This is a genomic window from Kitasatospora sp. NPDC043949 (genome assembly GCF_056435365.1).
In genome coordinates this window covers 171,800-191,662 of record NZ_JBWKEQ010000011.1, presented here as the reverse complement: position 1 = coordinate 191,662, position 19,863 = coordinate 171,800, and the positions used below count along the sequence as shown (strand labels likewise).

Genomic DNA, 19,863 nt, shown 5'->3' with positions numbered 1-19,863 from the left:
CGGTTCAGCTCCCTTCGGTATGGTCGGCCCCGTTGAGGGCGTCCTGGAGTTGCTTCGGGGCCCGGCTGCGCCGGCGCGGCACCGGCGGGAGCTCCTGTCCGGGCAGCGGGGGCACCGGGTATCCGCCCGCCATCGGGTCGAACTCCCCCTTCGGCAGGGCGGGTTCGGGCTCGGGCTCCTTCTTCAGGAAGTCCCGCAGCAGGGCGAGCAGCAGGATCGCCCCGACCGGCGCGCCGACGTACAGCACCACCTCGCCGAAGCCGTAGCCCTCGTTGCGCAGCGCCCGCACGCTCGCGATCAGCACCAGCCACACCAGCGAGACCGGGATCAGCACCTTCCAGCCCAGCTTCATGAACTGGTCGTAGCGGAACCGGGGCAGCGTGCCGCGCAGCCAGATGAAGAAGAACAGCAGCAGCTGGATCTTCAGCGTGATCCACAGCATCGGCCACCAGCCGTGGTTGGCGCCCTCCCAGAAGGTCGACACCGGCCACGGGGCCCGCCAGCCGCCCAGGAACAGGGTGGAGGCCACCGCCGAGACGGTCACCATGTTGACGTACTCGGCCAGCATGAACATCGCGAACTTCAGCGAGGAGTACTCGGTGTTGAAACCGCCGACCAGCTCGCCCTCGGCCTCCGGGAGGTCGAACGGCGCCCGGTTGGTCTCCCCCACCATCGCGATGATGTACACGATGAACGACACCGGCAGCAGCGCCGCGAACCAGGTCGGCTGCTGGTGCGCCACGATCTCCGAGGTCGACATCGACCCCGAGTAGATGAACACCGCCGCGAAGGACAGGCCCATCGCGATCTCGTAGCTGACCATCTGCGCGGCCGAGCGCAGCCCGCCCAGCAGCGGGTACGTCGAACCGGACGACCAGCCGGCCAGCACGATGCCGTAGATGCCGATCGAGGCCGTCGCCAGGATGTACAGCAGCGCCACCGGGAAGTCGGTCAGCTGCATCGCCGTCCGGGTGCCGAAGATCGACACCTCGTTGCCGGCCGGCCCGAACGGGATCACCGCGAAGGCCATGAACGCCGGGACGGCGCAGACGATCGGGGCCAGGATGTAGACCACCTTGTCCGCGCCCTTGACCACCAGGTCTTCCTTGAGCGCGAGCTTCACGCCGTCCGCCAGGGACTGCAGCATCCCCCACGGCCCGTGCCGGTTCGGCCCGATGCGCAGCTGCATCCAGGCCACCACCTTGCGCTCCCAGACGATCGCGATCAGCACCGTCAGGACCAGGAAGCCGAAGCAGAACACCGCCTTCAGCAGCACCAGCCACCACGGGTCCTGCCCGAAGAAGTGGAGCGTCTCGTACGGCTGCGGAGTCATCGCTCCTCCCCTTCGCTGCCCGCGTCGCCCGCCGCGGCCTCGGCCCTCGCGGCCGGCTCGGGGGCGGCCACGGCGATCGTGACCAGATGGCCGACGGTGGTGCCGAGCGCGCGGTGGGCGCCGCCCGGCGTGGAGTTGAGCGGGATCCAGACCGTGCGGTCCGGGATCGAGTCGGTGACCTCCAGCGGCAGGGTCAGCGAGCCGGCCGGGCCGGTCAGCCGCAGCGCCCCGCCCGCCCCACCCGCCTCGGCGCCGGCCTCCGGCGCACCGACCTCCTTCGCGGTGGCCGGCGAGACCCGGGCCACCGCCCGGTGCCGGGTGCCCGCCAGGTGCGGATCACCCTGCTGCAACGTGCCGTTGTCCAGCAGCTGGCGCCAACCCGCCAGCACCGCCTGGCCGGTGGCCGGGCGGGGCAGCACGCCGGGATGCGCGGCCGGGTCCGCGGACCGGTCACCCGTCCACGGGGTGAAGTGGTCCAGCTCCAGCCGGGCCGCCCGGACGTCCGGCAGGCCCAGCCGGTGGCCCAGCGCCTCCGCCAGCATGGTCAGCACCCGCAGGTCCGGGTACAGGTGGCGGCCCATCTGCTGATCGGGCTTGAGCGCCGCCTCGAACATCCGCAGCCGGCCCTCCCAGTCCAGGAAGGCGCCGGCCTTCTCCGCCACCGCCGCCACCGGCAGCACCACGTCCGCGCGCGCCGTCACCGCGGAGGGCCGCAGCTCCAGCGACACCACGAACGGCACCGCCGCCAGCGCCGCGTCGGCCAGCGCCGGATCCGGCAGGTCGTCCGGGTCGACGCCGCCGACCAGCAGCGCGTCCAGCTCGCCGTGCGCCGCGGCCGTCAGGATCTGCTCGGTGTCCCGGCCCGGCCGGGACGGCAGCTCCGCCACCCCCCACACCCCGGCGGCCTCCGCCCGGGCGGCCGGAGCCGCCACCGGACGGCCGCCGGGCAGCAGCCCCGGTAGCAGGCCCGCCTCGACCGCACCGCGCTCACCCGCCCGGCGCGGCACCCACGCCAGCCGGGCGCCGGTCGCGTGCGCCAGGCGCAGCACCGCCGTCAGCGCGCCCGGGGCGGCGGCCAGCCGCTCGCCCACCAGGATCACCGCGCCCGGGCCGCGCAGCAGCTCGGCGGCCCGCCCGGCCTCGTCGTTCAGCGGCTCGTCGGCGGCCAGCGCGGCGAACCACTCCGCCTCCGTGCCCGGGGCGGCCGGCAGCAGCGCGCCGCGCAGCTTGGCCAGGCCCCGGGAGGCGAACGCCGCCACCGAGTACACCTTCAGGCCCCGGTCGCGGCTGGCCTTGCGCAGCCGCAGGAAGACGATCGGCGACTCCTCCTCCGGCTCGAAACCCGCCAGCAGCACCGCCGGCGCCTGCTCCAGCTGCTCGTAGGTCAGGCCCTCGCCGTCCACGTCCACCCCGCGCCCGGCGACGGCGGCGGCCAGGAAGTCCGCCTCCTCGCCGCTGTGCGGGCGGGCCCGGAAGTCCACGTCGTTGGTGCCGAGCACCACCCGCGCGAACTTCCCGTACGCGTAGGCGTCCTCGACGGTGACCCGGCCGCCGGTCAGCACCCCGACGCGGGCGCCGCGCAGTCCCTCGGCGGCCCGGGCCAGCGCCTCCGGCCAGGAGGCGGGCACCAGCTCGCCGTCCACCCGCACCAGCGGGGTGGCGATCCGGTCCCGCTGCTGGGCGTAGCGGAACGCGAACCGGCCCTTGTCGCAGTTCCACTCCTCGTTGACCGCCGGGTCCTCGCCCGCCAGCCGGCGCAGCACCTTGCCGCGCCGGTGGTCGGTGCGCTGGGCGCAGCCCGAGGAGCAGTGCTCGCACACGCTCGGCGAGGAGACCAGGTCGAACGGGCGGGAGCGGAAGCGGTACGCCGCCGAGGTCAGGGCGCCCACCGGGCAGATCTGGATGGTGTTCCCGGAGAAGTACGAGTCGAGCGGCTCGTCGTCCCCGGTGCCGACCTGCTGGAGCGCGCCGCGTTCCAGCAGGTCGATGAACGGGTCCCCGGCGATCTGCTGCGAGAAGCGGGTGCAGCGCGCGCACAGCACGCAGCGCTCCCGGTCCAGCAGCACCTGGGTGCTGAGCGGGATCGGCTTCTCGTAGGTGCGCTTCATCCCCTCGAAGCGGGTGTCGGCGTCACCCGTGGACATCGCCTGGTTCTGCAGCGGGCACTCGCCGCCCTTGTCGCAGACCGGGCAGTCCAGCGGGTGGTTGATCAGCAGCAGCTCCATCACGCCGCGCTGCGCCTTCTCGGCCACCGGTGAACTCACCTGGGTGCGCACCACCATGCCCTCGGCGACCGGGATGGTGCAGGAGGCGACGGGCTTGCGCTGGCCCTCGATCTCGACGATGCACTGCCGGCAGGCGCCGGCCGGGTCGAGCAGCGGGTGGTCGCAGAAGCGCGGGATCTGGGTGCCGATCCGTTCGGCGGCCCGGATCACCAACGTCCCCTTGGGGACCTGCACTTCGACGCCGTCGATGGTGAGCGTGACCAGCTCGACCGCGGCCTTGTCGCCCGTGGAGGTGGATGGCTCTGTGATCGTCACGCGTGCACCTCCCTTTCGGTGGCGGACTGGTGGCCGGGGCGGGGGCCGTCGGCCCAGACGGTGGAGGCGGCCGGGTCGAACGGGCAGCGGCGCTCGGCCAGGTGCTGCTCGTACTCGGCCCGGAAGTGCTGGAGGGAGGAGACGATCGGGCTCGCGGCGCCGTCGCCCAGTGCGCAGAAGGACTTGCCGTTGATGTTGTCGGCGATGTCGAGGAGCTTCTCCAGGTCCCCGTCGACGCCCGCGCCCGCCTCGATCCGCTTGAGCAACTGGACCAGCCAGTAGGTGCCCTCGCGGCAGGGGGTGCACTTGCCGCAGGACTCGTGGGCGTAGAACTCGGTCCAGCGGGTGACCGCACGCACCACGCAGGTGGTCTCGTCGAAGACCTGCAGCGCCTTGGTGCCGAGCATCGAACCGGCCGCGCCGACACCCTCGTAGTCCAGCGGGACGTCCAGGTGCTCGTCGGTGAACATCGGGGTGGACGAGCCGCCCGGGGTCCAGAACTTGAGCCGGTGCCCGGGGCGGACGCCGCCGCTCATGTCCAGCAGCTGGCGCAGCGTGATGCCCAGCGGCGCCTCGTACTGGCCGGGGTTGGTGACGTGGCCGGAGAGCGAGTACAGCGTGAAGCCGGGGGACTTTTCGGTGCCCAGGCCCTTGAACCACTCCTTGCCGCGGGCCAGGATCGGCGGCACCGAGGCGATCGACTCGACGTTGTTGACCACCGTCGGGCAGGCGTACAGGCCGGCGATCGCCGGGAACGGCGGCCGCAGCCGGGGCTGGCCGCGGCGGCCCTCCAGCGAGTCCAGCAGTGCCGTCTCCTCGCCGCAGATGTAGGCGCCGGCTCCGGCGTGCACGGTGATGTCGAGGTCGACGCCCGAGCCGAGGATGTCCCGGCCGAGCAGCCCGGCCTGGTACGCCTCGGCGACGGCCGCGTGCAGGCGGCGCAGCACCGGGACGACCTCGCCGCGCAGGTAGATGAACGCGTGGTCGCAGCGGATCGCGTAGGAGGCGATGATCATGCCCTCGATCAGCGCGTGCGGGTTGGCGAACAGCAGCGGGATGTCCTTGCAGGTGCCCGGCTCGGACTCGTCCGCGTTGACCACCAGGTAGTGCGGCTTGCCGTCGTTCTGCGGGATGAACTGCCACTTCATCCCGGTGGGGAAGCCGGCACCGCCGCGACCGCGCAGCCCGGAGTCCTTCACCAGGGCGATCACGTCGTCCGGCGGCATCGCCAGGGCCGCCTTGAGGCCGTCGTAGCCGTGGTGGCGACGGTAGGTGGCCAGCGTCCAGGGCCGTTCGTCGTCCCAGGAGGCGGACAGGACGGGGGTGAGCAGCTTCTCGGCCGGCTCGGCGGCGGTCATCACGCTTCCGTCCCTTCGTGGCCGGTGCCCTCGTGGCGGGGCGCGACGACCTTGGTGCCGCCGGTGCCGGGCAGCGCCTCGCCCTTGGCCAGGCGCAGGCCGGCCAGCGAGGGCGCGCCGCCCGCGCCGGACTCGTCGTTGGCACCCGGGCGCTCGTCGGGGAAGCCCGCCAGGATCCGGGCGGACTCCTTGAAGGTGCACAGCCGGGCGCCGCGGGTCGGCCGGACCTCCCGGCCCGCGCGCAGGTCGTCGACCAGCCGCTTGGCGCTCTCCGGGGTCTGGTCGTCGAAGAACTCCCAGTTGACCATCACCACGGGCGCGTAGTCGCAGGCCGCGTTGCACTCGATGTGCTCGATCGAGATCTCGCCGTCCCCGGTGGTCTCGTTGTTGCGCACGCCGAGGTGCTGCTGGAGCTCGTCGAAGATCTGGTCGCCGCCGAGCACCGCGCACAGGGTGTTGGTGCAGACCCCGACGTGGTACTTCCCGGCCGGGCGCCGCCGGTACATGGTGTAGAAGGTGGCGACGGCGGTGACCTCGGCGGTGGTGAGGTCCAGCTGCTCGGCGCAGAACCGAATGCCGGTCGGGCTGACGAAGCCCTCCTCGGCCTGCACCAGGTGCAGCAGCGGCAGCAGCGCCGACCGGGCCTGCGGGTAGCGGCCGATCAGCTCCGCGGCGTCGGCGGCAAGCCGGGCGTGCACCTCCTCGGGGTACGGTGTGGCCGGCAGCGCCGGCATCCCCAACTGGACGTCTGTCACCGGTCCACGCCTCCCATCACCGGGTCGATCCCGGCCACCGCGACGATCACGTCGGCGACCTGGCCGCCCTCGCACATCGCCGCCATCGTCTGCAGATTGGTGAACGACGGATCCCGGAAATGGACCCGGTACGGGCGCGTCCCGCCGTCGCTGACCACGTGCACGCCCAGCTCGCCCTTGGGCGACTCGACCGCCGCGTACGCCTGGCCGACCGGGACCCTGAAGCCCTCGGTGACCAGCTTGAAGTGGTGGATCAGGGCCTCCATCGAGGTGCCCATGATCTTGCGGATGTGGTCGAGCGAGTTGCCCATCCCGTCCGGGCCGACGGCGAGTTGGGCGGGCCAGGCGATCTTCTTGTCGGCCACCATCACCGGGCCCGGCCGCAGCCGGTCCAGGCACTGCTCGACGATCCCCAGCGACTGCCGCATCTCCTCCAGGCGGATCAGGAAGCGGCCGTAGGAGTCGGCGCTGTCCGCGATCGCGACCTCGAAGTCGTAGTCCTGGTAGCCGCAGTACGGGTCGGTCTTGCGCAGGTCGTGCGGCAGGCCGGTGGCGCGCAGGATCGGGCCGGTGGCGCCGAGGGCCAGGCAGCCGGGCAGGTCGAGGAAGCCGACGTCGACCAGGCGCGCCTTGAACACCGGGTTCCCGGTGGCGAGTTTGTCGTACTCGTGCATCCGGGAGCGCAGGGTCTTCACGCATTCGCGGATCTGGTCGACGGCGCCGGGCGGGAGGTCCTGGGCGAGGCCGCCGGGGCGCACGTACGCGTGGTTCATGCGCAGGCCGGTGACCAGCTCGAAGACGTCCAGGATCAGCTCGCGGTCGCGGAAGCCGTAGATCATCAGGGTGGTGGAGCCGATCTCCATGCCACCGGTGGCCAGGCAGACCAGGTGCGAGGCGATCCGGTTGAGCTCCATCATCAGCACCCGGATCACGCTGACCCGGTCCGGGATGTCGTCGGTGATGCCGAGCAGCTTCTCGACGGCCAGGCAGTACGCGGTCTCGTTGAACAGCGGGGTCAGGTAGTCCATCCGGGTCACGAAGGTGGTGCCCTGGACCCAGTTGCGGAACTCCATGTTCTTCTCGATGCCGGTGTGGAGGTAGCCGATGCCGCAGCGGGCCTCCTTCACCGTCTCGCCGTCGATCTCCAGGATCAGCCGCAGCACGCCGTGGGTGGACGGGTGCTGGGGGCCCATGTTGACGATGATGCGCTCGTCGTCGGCCCGGCCGACCGCCTCGACCACCTCGCCCCAGTCGCCTCCGGTGACCGTGAAGACCCGGCCCTCGGTGGTCTCCCGGGCCTCTGCCTGCTCGGTCTCCTCGTGGGGTCGAGTCTCTTCGTCGTGCCGAGCATCTTCGTGGTGCCGAGTACTCATCAGCTGTACGACCTCCGCTGGTCGGGAGCCGGGATCTGGGCGCCCTTGTACTCGACGGGGATGCCGCCGAGCGGGTAGTCCTTGCGCTGCGGGTGGCCCAGCCAGTCGTCCGGCATCATGATCCGGGTGAGCGCCGGGTGGCCTTCGAAGACCAGGCCGAAGAAGTCGTAGGCCTCGCGCTCGTGCCAGTCGTTGGTCGGGTAGACGCTCACCACGGAGGGGATGCGCGGGTCGGCGTCCGGCGCGGTGACCTCCACCCGGATCAGCCGTCCGTGGGTGATCGACCGCAGGTGGTAGACCGCGTGCAGCTCGCGGCCCTTGTCGTCGGGGTAGTGCACGCCGCTCACGCCCAGGCACAGTTCGAAGCGCAGCGCCGGGTCGTCGCGCAGGGTGCGGGCGGTCCGGAGCAGGTGGGCGCGGTCGATGTGGAAGGTGAGCTCGCCGCGGTCGACGACGGTCTTCTCGATCACCTCGACCGGGTCCAGGCCCTGCTCCTCCAGGGCGCCCTCCAGCTCGTCGGCGACCTCGTCGAACCAGCCGCCGTACGGCCGTTCGCTCGGGCCGGGCAGCACGATCGGCGCGGCCAGGCCGCCGAAGCCGGAGGTGTCGCCGCTGTCCTGGGCACCGAACATGCCCTGCCGGCGGCCGACCACCTCGACCGGGATCTCGCGGACCGGGTGCTCGCGACGGGTCTCGGGTAGCTGCTCGTTCATCGCAGCAGCCCCCGCATCTCGCTGACCGGGGTGGCCTTGAGGGCGAGCGCCTCGCCCAGTTCCTCGGCCCGGATCCGGTTCGCGCCCAGCGGCTCGTGCTGGATCTTGTCGTGCAGCTTCAGGATGGCGTCCATCAGCATCTCCGGGCGGGGCGGGCAACCGGGCAGGTAGATGTCCACCGGGACGATGTGGTCGACGCCCTGCACGATCGCGTAGTTGTTGAACATCCCGCCCGAGGAGGCGCAGACGCCCATCGAGATGACCCACTTCGGGTTGGCCATCTGGTCGTACACCTGGCGCAGCACCGGGGCCATCTTCTGGCTCACCCGACCCGCCACGATCATCAGATCGGCCTGCCGGGGGGAACCCCGGAACACCTCCATGCCGAACCGGGCCAGGTCGTAGCGGCCGGCGCCGGTGGTCATCATCTCGATCGCGCAGCAGGCCAGACCGAAGGTGGCCGGGAAGAGTGACGCCTTGCGCACCCAACCGGCGGCCGTCTCCACGGTCGTGAGCAGAAAGCCGCTCGGCAGCTTCTCCTCGATTCCCATCAGATCCCTCTCAATGCCCTCAAGAAGCCCTCAAGTCCTGTGGTACGTCGGCCCGTTCGGGCTTGTCCGCTCGTTCACAAAGGCGGCGGCCGCCCCGCGCTCAGTCCCACTCCAGGCCGCCGCGGCGCCACACGTAGGCGTAGGCGACGAAGACCGTGGCGATGAACAGGAGCATCTCGACCAACCCGAAGATCCCCAGGGCGTCGAAGGTCACCGCCCAGGGATAGAGAAAGACGATCTCGATGTCGAAGACGATGAAGAGCATCGCCGTCAGGTAGTACTTGATCGGGAACCGACCGCCGCCCACGGGCTGCGGGGTCGGCTCGATGCCGCACTCGTACGCCTCCAACTTGGCCCGGTTGTAGCGCTTGGGGCCGGTGAGTGAGGCCATCACGACGGAGCCGACCGCGAACGCCGCCGCGATGGCACCGAGTACGAGGATCGGCGCGTAGGCATTCATAGCCCCCGCTCCCTCCGTCCAGTCGTCCTTGACTGCAGATCGGAACCGGCAGGTCACGCTGAGGTGAACCCGCGTTCCGGTTCCCGGGATCCACCTCATGTGAGGCAGTTCACAAAGCCTGGAACGAGCGCATCCTATGCCCGTCGGCTTGTGATCTGCGACACGCAGTTCAACGTCATCTTTGTGATCTACGCCACGATGGGAATCGTGCCGAATATGAACATGCCCAGAGTTGTCAACACAAAGAAGTCAAATGGTCACAACCAGTCGCATTTACTTGTGAAGCGGCTGGTCAGAGCCGCGCTCCTATATCAACTATGCGTCGACGGGAGCAAATTTCGAGGCGTCATGTTGACGTGTTATAGCGGCTCACCCTGAGGGGTGGCGGGGGACCGAACGCTCGCTTGACCCTTCGTTCACAAGCGTGCGAAACGGTCCTCGGGGCCCTCCCCCTCCCGCCGCCCGCCGCCCGGTACGCCGAGCACCAGCCGGGCTGGGGCACGGTCTACGCCCGTCGGACGCTGAGTCGCCGGTGACCACCACAGCGGATCACACCGGGGCCGGCTCCGGGCCCCGCTCCCCGACCCCGGTCGCGGACTCGGCGACAACAGATCCAGCGGCCTCGGACTCGACGGCCTCGGACTCAACGGCTTCGGTCTCCCCGCGCCGGACGGGAGCGGGAGCGGGGACGGAGGCGGGAGCGGTGCGGCGGCCCCACTCGGTGGCGACCATGACCAGGGCTCCGCCGACCAGGGCGAGCGGACCCATCCGGTTCCCGGCGATGGTGATGCCGAAGACGGCGGCCCACAGCGGTTCGGTGCCGAGCAACAGACTCACCCGGGACGGCGAGGTGGCGCGGACAGCCCACATCTGAACGAAGAAGGCGAACAGCGTGCACAACAGGGACAGGTGCAGCAACCAGGCCCACTGGCCGGGCCCGTACGAGCGGGCGACGGCCCACGGCGACGGCCCTACGGCTGGCGCGACGGACGCGAACACGGCTGTCGCGACGGCGAGTTGGACCCAGGTCAGGGCCAGCATGTCGGTTCCGCGGACGGCGCGGGCGCGGGCCGTCGCCAGGACGAAGGCCGAGCGAACCAGGGCGGCGCCCAGCACCAGCAGGTCGCCGAGCGAAGGCGGGCGCAGCCCGCCGTCCCCGGTGAGCAGCGCGACGCCGAGCACGGCCAGCGCGGCGGCCGCGAGGAAGGCGCGCGGCGGCGCCGTCCGGCTGAGGACGCTCTCGCCGAGCGGGGTGAGCACCATCGCGAGGCTGATGATCAGCCCGGCATTGGTGGCGGAGGTGTGCACGGCACCGTACGTCTCCAGCAGGAAGATCCCGCTGAGCACCAGCCCCAGTGCGCCGCCGCCCAGCCACTCGGCGCGGCTCAGCCTCCGTAGCGCCGGCCAGGCGACCATCCCGAGCAGCGGCAGCACCAGCCCGAACCGCAGGACCAGCATCGCCACGGCCGTCCCGGGCTCCGCCACCCGCTGGACGGCGAGGAAGCTCGACCCCCACACCACCGCCACCAGGAGAACCGGCAGGTCACGAAGGGCCGATGAGGACGAAGACACGGACAGGGAGGCGCGCATGAGTCAGATCCCTCCGAGCGAACGGAACCGGCGGGGCGCGAGTACCGTACGGCGTCGGACGGACCCTGGAGCTGGGCGAAGGGCGCAGCTATCGACGGGGCGGAGCATGGAGCAGGGGGACGCCATCCTCCCGCACCGGCCCACCCGTGATCAACGCCCTGCCGCAGCTCACTGGATCTCCGGGGGGCTCCAGCGCCCCCGGGGCCGACGTCCTTCCCAGGCCCGGCAGGTCAGCGGGCGAGCAGGCCGTTCGCCGCGGCGATCTCCTCGATGTCGGCCGGGGTCCCGGACATGATGGCGCGGACGTGCTCGGTGACGAGCTCGACCGGCCAGTTCCACCAGGCCGCACGGAGCAGTCGCTCGACGTCGGCGCCCTCGAAGCGGCGCCGGATCGGGCGGGCGGGGTTGCCGCCGACGATGGTGTAGGGCTCGACGTCGGCGGTGACCATCGCACCGGCCGCGATGATCGCGCCGTCGCCGATCCGGACGCCGGGCAGGACAGTGGCGCCGAAGCCGAACCAGACGTCGTTGCCGATCACGGTGTCGCCCCGGCTGGGCAGGCCGGTGACGAGGTCGAGGGTCCGCTCGGTCCACTCGCCGCCGAACATCGTGAACGGGAAGGTGGACACGCCGATGGTCGGGTGGGCGGCGCCGGCCATCAGGAAGCGGGCCCCGGTGGCGATCGCGCAGTACTTTCCGATCACCAGCCGCTCGGGTCCGTAGGCGTAGAGGACGTTGCGCTCCTCGAAGCGGGTGGCCCCTTCGGGGTCGTCGAAGTAGGTGTACTCGCCGACCTCGATCCGCGGGTCGGTGACGAGCGGGCGCAGCAGGACGACCCGGTCGTGGCCGGCGAGCGGGTGCAGGGCAGTGGGGTCGGGAATGGCGGTGGCGGTCACACAGACTCCTCTCGTAACGCGACCAAGGTCGCATTACGATGAGCATGGCACGGCCGCCACACCACAGCAAGCCTTAACGCGACTGGAGTCGACTTTGAACGAGAACGCCCCGGAGCCGACCCACCCCGCGACGACCCACCCCGCCACCACCGCACACCCCGCGACGACCGCCCCCGCCACCACCGCACAGCCCGCGACGACTCACCTCGAAACGACCCACCCCGAGCCCCGCACCCCGACCCCGCGCCCCGGCGGTCGCAGCGCCCGGGTCCGGGAGGGGGTGGTCGCCGCCACGCTCGCCGAGGTCGCCGAGAAGGGGTACGACGGCCTCACCGTCGAGGCGGTCGCGAGCCGCTCCGGCGTCCACAAGGCGACGCTGTACCGGCGGTGGGGCGGAGTGGACGGCCTGGTCGCGGACGCCCTGACCGCCTCGGCCGACCAGTCCTGGCCGCTGCCCGACACCGGCGACCTCCGCGAGGACCTGCGGCTGATCACCCGGGAGGTGTTCACCGTCTTCACCGATCCCGACCTGGGGGCCACCCCCACCGCGCTGATCTTCGCCGCTCAGCGCTCCGACACCGGCGCGACCGCCCTGCGCGCCTTCTTCGCCTCCCGCCACCGCCAGGCCGCCGAGGTCGCCGAACGAGCCGTCGCCCGGGGCGAGTTGCCCACCGGAACGGACGGCGCCGAGGTGGTCCGGGCCGCCACCGCCCCGCTCTACTACCGGCTGTTCGTCACCGGCGAGCCGCTCGACGCCCACACCGCCGAGCGGGCCGCCGACGCCGCCGCGCTGGCCGCCCGCGCCGGGCTGTTCACCTCCGCACCCCGGGCCAACCCCGTTCCCCCGGAGCCCTCCTGACCCTCCACCCGCCCGACGGGGCCTGAAACCCAACGGCCCCTACCGACCTCTACCGGATCGCCGCCCCGGCGTGGATGATGGCGCCATGCCAACCCCGCCGTCCACCACCCTCCGGAAGGCCCGTCACGTGAAGCGCGCACCCTGGGCCCTGCTCGCCGTCGCCACCGTCCTCCCGCTCACGGCGAGCACCGGCACCGCCGTCGCGGACACCCCGCCGCCCGCGCCCGCCTGCGCCTACACGCCCGCGGTGCCGGCCGACAACTTCAAGGGCATCCCCGTCTTCGACGCCGAGAAGGCCGCCCAGCCCTACCGCGCCACCCTGCGCACCAGCCAGGGCGCGATCACCTTCCAGGCGCTGACCGACAAGGCGCCCTGCACCACCTTCTCGTTCCGCTTCCTCGCCGAGCACGACTACTTCGACCGCAGCCACTGCCACCGCCTCACCACCCAGCGGCTCTACGTCCTGCAGTGCGGCGACCCGACCGGAACGGGCAGCGGCGGGCCCGGCTACTCCTTCCCGGACGAGAACCTGACCGGCGCCACCTACCCGGCCGGCACCGTGGCGATGGCCAACGCCGGTCCGAACACCAACGGCAGCCAGTTCTTCTTCGTCTGGAAGGACACCAAGCTCTCCCCCGCCTACACCCCGTTCGGCCGGATCACGGCGGGCCTGGACGTCCTGCAGAAGATCGCCGCGGGCGGCGAGGACGACCAGAACAACCCCGGCGACGGCTTCCCCACCCTCCCCGTGAACATCCGCCACGTGAAGATCAGCACCCGCTGACCGGGAGCCCGCCCCTCACCCCCCACGCCGTTCCCGTGCGTCCGCAGTGCCTCCCGTACGGTGGCAGCACCAACGACACCGCACGGGAGCAGCGCGCATGGACAGCCGGATCTGGGAGAGCGTGGACCACCTCGTCGCGTGGCTCGACGAGCAGGGCACGCAGTCGCCCCGGGAGGAGCGCCTGCTGCGGATCCTCAAGCTCTCCGAGGAGGTCGGCGAGGTCGGCGCCGCGGTGATCGGCGCCACCGGCCAGAACCCGCGCAAGGGCGTCACCCACAGCTGGGAGGACGTCCAGCACGAGCTCTGCGACGTCGTCTTCACCGCCCTCGTCGCCCTCCGGACGCTCACCCCCGACGCGGCCCGGGTCTTCGCCGACCGCCTCGCCTACGTCGAACAGCGCTCCGCCGCCTCCCGCCGCCCGGCGGACGGGGAGCGGAAGACGGCGGAGGAGACGCCCTGAGGTCCTGGAAGGGACCGGGGGGCCGGGGGGACCGAGGGGGCCGGTAGAAGGCCCCGGGCCCGCTACGCGTTGGGCGCGACCTTCGCGAGGCCGTTGATGATGCGGTCCATCGCGTCGCCGCCCTGCGGGTCGGTGAGGTTGGCGAGCATCTTGAGGGTGAAGCGCATCAGCATCGGGTGGGTGAGGCCGCGCTGGGTGGCGAGCTGCATCACCTTGGGGTTGCCGATGAGCTTCACGAAGGCGCGGCCCATCGTGTAGTAGCCGCCGTAGACGTCCTTGAGGACGCGCGGGTAGCCCTGCAGAGCGCGCTCGCGCCCGGTCTCGGTGACCCGGGCGTGGGCCTGGACGATGACGCCGGCGGCGATCTGGCCGGATTCCATCGCGTAGGCGATGCCCTCGCCGTTGAACGGGTTGACCATGCCGCCCGCGTCGCCGACGAGCAGCAGGCCGCGGGTGTAGTGCGGCTGCCGGTTGAAGGCCATCGGCAGCGCGGCGCCGCGGATCGGGTCGGTCATGTTCTCGGGGGTGTAGCCCCACTCCTCCGGCATGCCGGCGCACCAGGCCTTGAGCACCTCGCGCCAGTCGAGTTCGCCGAACGCGGGCGAGGAGTTGAGGATGCCGAGGCCGACGTTGGAGGTGCCGTCGCCCATGCCGAAGACCCAGCCGTACCCGGGCAGCTGCTTGCGCTGGCCGCCGCGGGTGTCCCACAGCTCCAGCCAGGACTCCAGGTAGTCGTCGTCGTGGCGCGGCGAGGTGAAGTACGTCCGGTAGGCGACGCCCATCGGGCGGTCCTCGCGGCGGTGCAGGCCCATGGCGAGCGAGAGCCGGGTGGAGTTGCCGTCGGCGGCGACCACCAGCGGGGCGCGGAAGGTGACCGGCCGCTTCTCGTCGCCGAGCTTGGCGGTGACGCCGACGATCCGGCCGGTGCGCTCGTCCAGGACGGGCCCGCTGACGTTGCAGCGCTCGTAGAGCCGGGCGCCGGCCTTCTCGGCCTGACGGACCAGCAGCTCGTCGAAGTCGGCGCGCTTGCGGACCAGGCCGTAGTCGGGGAAGGCGGACAGCTCGGGCCAGTCCAGCTCCAGCCGGACGCCGCCGCCGATGATGCGCAGGCCCTTGTTGTGCAGCCAGCCGTTCTCGGTGGAGACGTCGATGCCCATGTCCACCAGCTGCTTGGTGGCGCGGGGGGTGAGGCCGTCGCCGCAGACCTTCTCGCGCGGGAACGCGGTCTTCTCCAGCAGCAGCACGTCCAGCCCGGCCTGGGCGAGGTAGTACGCGGTGGTGGACCCGGCCGGACCCGCGCCGACCACGATGACGTCGGCCGTGCTCTCGACCGGGCTGTCCGGTTTCGTCAGATCGGCTGCGGTCTCGGACACGGTGGACACTCTCCTGGAGCTGCGGCTGTGGGGACGGCGGCTTCTGTCTCCGGCAGTCTAGTTCCGTCCCCGCCGCCGGAAACGACCACGCCCCCACACCGCCGGTGCAACGGCTACCCGAGCTTGTACGCCCGGTGCAGCGCGACGATGCCGCCGGTGAGGTTGCGCCAGGCGACCTTGGACCAGCCGCTCTCCTGCAGCCGGGCCGCCAGCTCGGGCTGGTCGGGCCAGGAGCGGATGGACTCGGCGAGGTACACGTACGCGTCCGGGTTGCTGCTGACCGCGGTGGCGACCGGCGGCAGGGCGCGCATCAGGTACTCGGTGTAGACCGTCCGGAACGGCGTCCAGGTCGGGGTGGAGAACTCGCAGATCACCAGCTTGCCGCCGGGCTTGGTGACGCGCTGCATCTCGCGCAGCGCCGCGTCGGTGTCCTGGACGTTGCGCAGCGCGAAGGAGATCGTCACCGAGTCGAAGGTGCCGTCCGCGAACGGCAGCCGGGTGGCGTCGCCGGCGGTGAGCGGCAGCTCGGGGTGGCGGCGCTTGCCCTCGACGAGCATGCCGACGGAGAAGTCGCACGGGACGACCTGCGCGCCGGCCTCGGCGAAGGGCAGCGAGGAGGTGCCGGTGCCGGCTCCGAGGTCGAGCACGAGGTCCCCCGGTCCGGCGTCCACCGCCTCGGCCACCGCCCGGCGCCAGGCGCGGGCCTGGCCGAGGGACAGCACGTCGTTGGTGCGGTCGTACTTGGCCGCGACGTCGTCGAACATGGCGGCGACTTCGTGCGGCTGCTTGTCCAGAGAGGCTCGGGTCACGCCCCCATTGTTCACCCTGGCGCCGACACCCCGACCAACGGGGCACGCCGCGGGGCGTCCGCACCCGCCGCACGGGCCCCGCCGCACGCCCCCGCCGTCCAGCGCCCCCGCCCGGCCCCACCGGTGCCGCGCGCCCCGTCAGTGCTGCGCGCGCCGCCCGCTCGCGCGCCGCCGGCGCCGGGAGCGCTTGCCGTGGGTTATCGCGGGCATCCCGTCGGCCAGCGCCCCGGTCGCCAGTGCGACGGTGGTGGCCAGCCGGCCCTGCCCGGCGCGGACCGCGAGCGCCCGCCGGTGCCGCCGGATGCGCAGCACGCAGACCACGAACATCCCGACCGCGACCGGCACGCTGAACCGGGCCAGGCCGACGCCGACCGGCTGCGGGTAGGTGTCGCCGCAGATCCGCACCGCGCCCGGGTCGTCGGCGGCGTGCTCCAGGCAGATCGGGTCGCCGATCCTGGCGCCGTCGGCGAGCGGCAGCGCGGCCGCGGTGTGCGACTGGCCGGACGCCCGGTAGCTGACGGCACTGTAGGAGCCGCCGCCGGTGGGGAGCTGGGTGACGACGCCTTCGACTCTCACGGGGTGGGCGCCGATCCGGTCGGCCTGGTCGGCCTGGCGCCAGCCGAGCAGGCACATGCCGACGGCCAGCACGGCGCTGAGCACGGCGGCGAGGTACCAACCACGGCCCAACCGCGGGGATCGCGGCGGGGGGACGGTCGCGGATCGCATGGTTCCTGTCCTGGCTTGCCTTCGGGGCCTGGGACACGGCCCCGCCACCCGCGGGCACGGGCGGTAGGTGGTGAGGGTACGGAGTGAGCTGTCCGGGATCGTATCCGCTGGCGGGCCCTCAGGTCACGGCGAAGGGGGAATCACCCCACAGGGTGGACAGTGGAGTTCGGCGGCACACGAAGGAAGTGCCGTACGCCGCAAGGAAGTCCGACTACCGGCGAGTACGTCGTCCGGTTCCCGGCCCCGTTCAGCGCCGCCGGTACACCAGCCGCCCGCCCAGCACGGCGGCCAGGCAACCGCCCGGCGATGGCTGGGCGAAGCCCTCCCCAACGGCCGGGAACACCGCGAAGTCGGCCCGGCCGCCCGCCGCCACCCGGCCGTGCACGGCCGCCGCGAGCGGCAGCACCGACAGCGGGTCCAGCGGGCCGTCCGCCGGGTCCATCGCGTCCGGGGCGCCCGGCAGTGCGACCAGCCCGGAGCGCGCCACGGCCGTGCGCACCGCGGCCCGCTCGAACGGCCCGGCCACCGCCGTCACCCCGAACCCGAGCATCCGTTGCAGCCCGCGCCGGGCGCTCGCGCCGCAGCGCCCCTCGTCGACGGAGCCCGTCAGCCCGTCCGCGACCGGCTCGACGCCGATCTCCTCGCGCGGGTCCGGGTGGTAGGCGTGTTCCAGCAGCCGGTGCCCGTACGGGTTGCGCAGCCCCGGCGTGAGCACCGCGGCGCCCCAGTCCCGCAGTCGCGCCCCCGGGTGCGCGGCGGCCAGTTCCCGGTACGGTCCGACGGCCTCGACGCGGTCGCCGCGCACCAGCACCGCCCCGTCCGGGAGGGACGGGGCGGTGGGGTCGGCCGGGTCGGGCAGCACCAGGGCCGCCCGGTGCAGGGTCAGCACGGCGGTGCCCCGGGCCTCAGTTGTCCAGGATCTTCAGCTCGGGGTGCGCGGTGCCGCCCTCGATCGCCGTGGAGGCGATGTGCGAGGCGACCCGCGGGTCCACCGGGTCGTTGGCCGGGTCGTCCAGCACCCGCAGGTGCTCGTACGTGGTCGCGCGCTGCGCCGGGACGCGGTCGGCGGCCCGGATGAGGTGGATCAGCTCGGTGAGGTTGGAGCGGTGCTTGGCACCGGCCGCCGAGACGACGTTCTCCTCCAGCATGACCGAGCCGAGGTCGTCCGCACCGTAGTGCAGCGACAGCTGGCCGGCCTCCTTGCCGGTGGTGAGCCAGGAGCCCTGGATGTGGGCGATGTTGTCGAGGAACAGGCGGGCGATCGCGATCATCCGCAGGTACTCGAAGACGGTGGCCTGCGTCGAGCCCTTCAGGTGGTTGTTCTGCGGCTGGTAGGTGTAGGGGATGAAGGCCCGGAAGCCGCCGGTGCGGTCCTGCACGTCGCGGATCATCCGCAGGTGCTCGATCCGCTCGGCGTTGGTCTCGCCGGTGCCCATCAGCATGGTGGAGGTGGACTCCACGCCGAGGCCGTGCGCGGCCTCCATGATCTCCAGCCAGCGCTCGCCGGACTCCTTGAGCGGGGCGATCGCCTTGCGCGGCCGCGCGGGCAGCAGCTCGGCGCCGGCGCCGGCGAAGGAGTCCAGGCCGGCCCGGTGGATCCGGGTGATGGCCTCCTCGATCGAGACGCCCGAGATCCGGGCCATGTGGTCGACCTCGGAGGCGCCCAGGGAGTGGATCACCAGCTGCGGGAAGTCGGCCTTGATGGCCGAGAACGCGCGCTCGTAGTACTCCACGCCGTAGTCCGGGTGGTGGCCGCCCTGGAACATGATCTGGGTGCCGCCCAGTTCGACGGTCTCGGCGCAGCGGCGCAGGATCTCGTCGAGCTCGCGGGACCAGCCCTTGTCGCTCTTCGGCGGCACGTAGAACGCGCAGAACTTGCACGCCGTCACGCAGACGTTGGTGTAGTTGATGTTGCGCTCGATGATGTACGTCGCGATGTGCTCGGTACCGGCGTAGCGGCGGCGGCGCACCGCGTCGGCGGCGGAGCCGAGCGCGTGCAGCGGCGCCGAGCGGTACAGCTCCAGCGCCTCCTCCGGGGTGATCCGGCCACCGCCGGCGGCCCGGTCGAGCACGGCCTGCAAATCGGTGCTGGGCGCATCGAGGGTGGTCGCTGCGAGCTCGGTCACCTGGCCGCCTTCTCTCTCTCGGATACTGCAGTTCTCGGCGCTGCCGCCCCCCGGACGGCGGGCGTCCGGGTACGGCCGAACCAGCCTACGCCAGGCCTTTCGAGCGTCCGCGTCAGCCCGCTGCCCGTCGACCACCGTGCCCAACCGACCACCGTGCTCAGCCGACCGGCAGCGCCGCCGGCTCCAGCAGCCGCACCGCGACGTCCGACGCGAAGCCGCTGTCGTGCGCGACCCGGCGGGCGAACTCGGCGACGCCGGCCAGCTGCCGCTCGCCGAGCGAGAAGTCGAGGGCCTCGCTGAAGTACCGCTCCAGCACGTCCGCGCCGAAGGCCTCCCAGCGGGCGGCCTGTTCGGCGACCTTGGCGGCCTCGACCAGTGAGAGGTCGCGGGACTCCAGGAAGGCCCGGTGCACGGCAGCGGTCAGTTCCGGACGGCGCTCGGCGAACTCGCGGCGCACGGCCCAGACGGCGAAGACGAACGGCAGGCCGGTCCACTCCTTCCACATCTCGCCGAGGTCGTGGACGGTCAGTCCGAGGTCGGCGGCCTGGCCGAGGTAGGCGCGCAGCGCCGGGTCGCCGATCAGGACGGCGGCGTCGGCCTCGGCGAGCATCGAGCTGAGGTCGGGCGGGCAGCTGAAGTAGTCGGGGCGGACGCCCTCGCGTTCCTCCAGCAGCAGCCGGGCGAGCCGGACGGAGGTGCGGCTGGTGGAGCCGAGGGCGACGCGGCGGCCGTCCAGGTCGGCGAGCGGCACCTTGCTGACGATGAGGCAGGACATCACCGGGCCGTCGCTGCCGACCGCGATGTCGGGCAGGACCAGGAGGTCGTCGGCGTTGCGCAGGTACTCCACGCAGGTGATCGGACCGATGTCCAGCGAGCCGTCGACGAGCTGGTCGCTCAGCTTCTCCGGGGTGTCCTTGGTGAGGTCGAGGTCCAGCAGGTTGCCGGTCCTGGCGAGGCCCCAGTAGAGGGGGACGCAGTTCAGGAACTGGATGTGGCCGACGCGAGGCCTGACCGGGGTGTGTTCCTGGGGCTCCCGCGATTGTCCGTCCGGTGCTGCCACTGCGCCGCTCCCTTGTACTGTTCGTGCGCTTTCCCGCAGCGTATGCCTGCTGTTCACAGAGGCTTGCACCGGGCACCCGACACGCGCTCGCGAGGCC

At 72.2% G+C, this 19,863-nt stretch carries 19 protein-coding genes; 3 read left to right on the top strand and 16 right to left on the bottom strand.

Features of this window, described 5'->3' with window-relative positions; translation table 11 throughout:
- Positions 1–4: 4 nt before the first annotated feature.
- The 10 genes from nuoH to AC07AL_RS12385 all read right to left on the bottom strand — a co-directional run bounded on the left by nuoH (position 5) and on the right by AC07AL_RS12385 (position 11,569).
- Positions 5–1,333, bottom strand: coding sequence for an NADH-quinone oxidoreductase subunit NuoH (nuoH, locus tag AC07AL_RS12430; protein WP_363632139.1), 1,329 nt, complete (start codon positions 1,331–1,333; stop codon positions 5–7).
- Positions 1,330–3,873 (bottom strand): NADH-quinone oxidoreductase subunit G, encoded by a 2,544-nt coding sequence (locus tag AC07AL_RS12425; RefSeq protein ID WP_363585052.1) that lies wholly within the window; start codon positions 3,871–3,873, stop codon positions 1,330–1,332. Before AC07AL_RS12425 ends, nuoH begins: the two co-directional genes overlap by 4 nt.
- Positions 3,870–5,231, bottom strand: a complete 1,362-nt coding sequence (gene nuoF, locus AC07AL_RS12420) for an NADH-quinone oxidoreductase subunit NuoF (RefSeq protein WP_363585050.1) — start codon at positions 5,229–5,231, stop codon at positions 3,870–3,872. Before nuoF ends, AC07AL_RS12425 begins: the two co-directional genes overlap by 4 nt.
- Complete coding sequence (gene nuoE / locus AC07AL_RS12415) at positions 5,231–5,986, bottom strand: NADH-quinone oxidoreductase subunit NuoE (protein WP_363585048.1); 756 nt, start codon at positions 5,984–5,986, stop codon at positions 5,231–5,233. The genes nuoF and nuoE overlap by 1 nt, the downstream gene beginning before the upstream one ends.
- Complete coding sequence (locus AC07AL_RS12410; protein WP_363585047.1) at positions 5,983–7,359, bottom strand: NADH-quinone oxidoreductase subunit D; 1,377 nt, start codon at positions 7,357–7,359, stop codon at positions 5,983–5,985. Before AC07AL_RS12410 ends, nuoE begins: the two co-directional genes overlap by 4 nt.
- Positions 7,359–8,072 (bottom strand): NADH-quinone oxidoreductase subunit C, encoded by a 714-nt coding sequence (locus AC07AL_RS12405; protein ID WP_363585045.1) that lies wholly within the window; start codon positions 8,070–8,072, stop codon positions 7,359–7,361. The genes AC07AL_RS12410 and AC07AL_RS12405 overlap by 1 nt, the downstream gene beginning before the upstream one ends.
- The gene (locus AC07AL_RS12400; RefSeq protein ID WP_063348147.1) at positions 8,069–8,623 is read right to left on the bottom strand and encodes a NuoB/complex I 20 kDa subunit family protein; all 555 of its coding nucleotides are present in this window, start codon (positions 8,621–8,623) and stop codon (positions 8,069–8,071) included. The genes AC07AL_RS12405 and AC07AL_RS12400 overlap by 4 nt, the downstream gene beginning before the upstream one ends.
- 100 nt (positions 8,624–8,723) lie before the next feature.
- Positions 8,724–9,083: an NADH-quinone oxidoreductase subunit A gene (locus AC07AL_RS12395; protein WP_030060100.1), complete on the bottom strand. Its 360-nt coding sequence runs from the start codon at positions 9,081–9,083 to the stop codon at positions 8,724–8,726.
- A 549-nt stretch (positions 9,084–9,632) separates the two neighbouring features.
- The gene (locus AC07AL_RS12390) at positions 9,633–10,673 is read right to left on the bottom strand and encodes a DMT family transporter (protein WP_478317392.1); all 1,041 of its coding nucleotides are present in this window, start codon (positions 10,671–10,673) and stop codon (positions 9,633–9,635) included.
- Between the two features lie 230 nt (positions 10,674–10,903).
- Complete coding sequence (locus tag AC07AL_RS12385; protein ID WP_363585041.1) at positions 10,904–11,569, bottom strand: CatB-related O-acetyltransferase; 666 nt, start codon at positions 11,567–11,569, stop codon at positions 10,904–10,906.
- Between the two features lie 94 nt (positions 11,570–11,663).
- On the opposite strand from AC07AL_RS12385, the gene AC07AL_RS12380 reads away from it, so the two are divergent.
- The 3 genes from AC07AL_RS12380 (at position 11,664) to AC07AL_RS12370 (ending at position 13,672) form a co-directional block, all read left to right on the top strand.
- Positions 11,664–12,428 carry a TetR/AcrR family transcriptional regulator gene (locus AC07AL_RS12380; protein ID WP_363632135.1) on the top strand — a complete coding sequence of 255 codons (765 nt, stop codon included), beginning with the start codon at positions 11,664–11,666 and terminating at the stop codon, positions 12,426–12,428.
- Positions 12,429–12,513: 85 nt separating this feature from the next.
- Complete coding sequence (locus tag AC07AL_RS12375; RefSeq protein WP_363619149.1) at positions 12,514–13,212, top strand: peptidylprolyl isomerase; 699 nt, start codon at positions 12,514–12,516, stop codon at positions 13,210–13,212.
- A 97-nt stretch (positions 13,213–13,309) separates the two neighbouring features.
- Positions 13,310–13,672 carry a MazG-like family protein gene (locus AC07AL_RS12370; RefSeq protein ID WP_363585035.1) on the top strand — a complete coding sequence of 121 codons (363 nt, stop codon included), beginning with the start codon at positions 13,310–13,312 and terminating at the stop codon, positions 13,670–13,672.
- Between the two features lie 62 nt (positions 13,673–13,734).
- On the opposite strand, the gene AC07AL_RS12365 is transcribed toward AC07AL_RS12370, so the two are convergent.
- The 6 genes from AC07AL_RS12365 to AC07AL_RS12340 form a co-directional block, all read right to left on the bottom strand.
- Positions 13,735–15,024 carry a geranylgeranyl reductase family protein gene (locus AC07AL_RS12365; protein WP_350877772.1) on the bottom strand — a complete coding sequence of 430 codons (1,290 nt, stop codon included), beginning with the start codon at positions 15,022–15,024 and terminating at the stop codon, positions 13,735–13,737.
- A 134-nt stretch (positions 15,025–15,158) separates the two neighbouring features.
- Entirely contained in the window at positions 15,159–15,854 is a 696-nt protein-coding gene (locus AC07AL_RS12360) for a demethylmenaquinone methyltransferase (RefSeq protein WP_363585033.1), read from the bottom strand.
- A 138-nt stretch (positions 15,855–15,992) separates the two neighbouring features.
- The gene (locus AC07AL_RS12355) at positions 15,993–16,514 is read right to left on the bottom strand and encodes a hypothetical protein (RefSeq protein ID WP_363632133.1); all 522 of its coding nucleotides are present in this window, start codon (positions 16,512–16,514) and stop codon (positions 15,993–15,995) included.
- 313 nt (positions 16,515–16,827) lie between these two features.
- Complete coding sequence (locus AC07AL_RS12350) at positions 16,828–17,469, bottom strand: amidohydrolase family protein (RefSeq protein ID WP_363632132.1); 642 nt, start codon at positions 17,467–17,469, stop codon at positions 16,828–16,830.
- Positions 17,470–17,485: 16 nt separating this feature from the next.
- Positions 17,486–18,706, bottom strand: coding sequence for a cyclic dehypoxanthinyl futalosine synthase (mqnC, locus tag AC07AL_RS12345; RefSeq protein WP_063348156.1), 1,221 nt, complete (start codon positions 18,704–18,706; stop codon positions 17,486–17,488).
- 157 nt (positions 18,707–18,863) lie between these two features.
- Positions 18,864–19,766 carry a menaquinone biosynthetic enzyme MqnA/MqnD family protein gene (locus AC07AL_RS12340; RefSeq protein WP_063348157.1) on the bottom strand — a complete coding sequence of 301 codons (903 nt, stop codon included), beginning with the start codon at positions 19,764–19,766 and terminating at the stop codon, positions 18,864–18,866.
- Positions 19,767–19,863 lie beyond the last annotated feature (97 nt).

What these genes read in the sequence shown, in the direction of transcription:
- nuoH (WP_363632139.1), bottom strand. Translation starts at nt 1,333, where the DNA reads ATGACTCCGCAGCCGTACGAGACGCTCCACTTCTTCGGGCAGGACCCG.
- nuoF (WP_363585050.1), bottom strand. Translation starts at nt 5,231, where the DNA reads ATGACCGCCGCCGAGCCGGCCGAGAAGCTGCTCACCCCCGTCCTGTCC.
- AC07AL_RS12410 (WP_363585047.1), bottom strand. Translation starts at nt 7,359, where the DNA reads ATGAGTACTCGGCACCACGAAGATGCTCGGCACGACGAAGAGACTCGA.
- AC07AL_RS12405 (WP_363585045.1), bottom strand. Translation starts at nt 8,072, where the DNA reads ATGAACGAGCAGCTACCCGAGACCCGTCGCGAGCACCCGGTCCGCGAG.
- AC07AL_RS12400 (WP_063348147.1), bottom strand. Translation starts at nt 8,623, where the DNA reads ATGGGAATCGAGGAGAAGCTGCCGAGCGGCTTTCTGCTCACGACCGTG.
- AC07AL_RS12395 (WP_030060100.1), bottom strand. Translation starts at nt 9,083, where the DNA reads ATGAATGCCTACGCGCCGATCCTCGTACTCGGTGCCATCGCGGCGGCG.
- AC07AL_RS12390 (WP_478317392.1), bottom strand. Translation starts at nt 10,673, where the DNA reads ATGCGCGCCTCCCTGTCCGTGTCTTCGTCCTCATCGGCCCTTCGTGAC.
- AC07AL_RS12375 (WP_363619149.1), top strand. Translation starts at nt 12,514, where the DNA reads ATGCCAACCCCGCCGTCCACCACCCTCCGGAAGGCCCGTCACGTGAAG.
- AC07AL_RS12370 (WP_363585035.1), top strand. Translation starts at nt 13,310, where the DNA reads ATGGACAGCCGGATCTGGGAGAGCGTGGACCACCTCGTCGCGTGGCTC.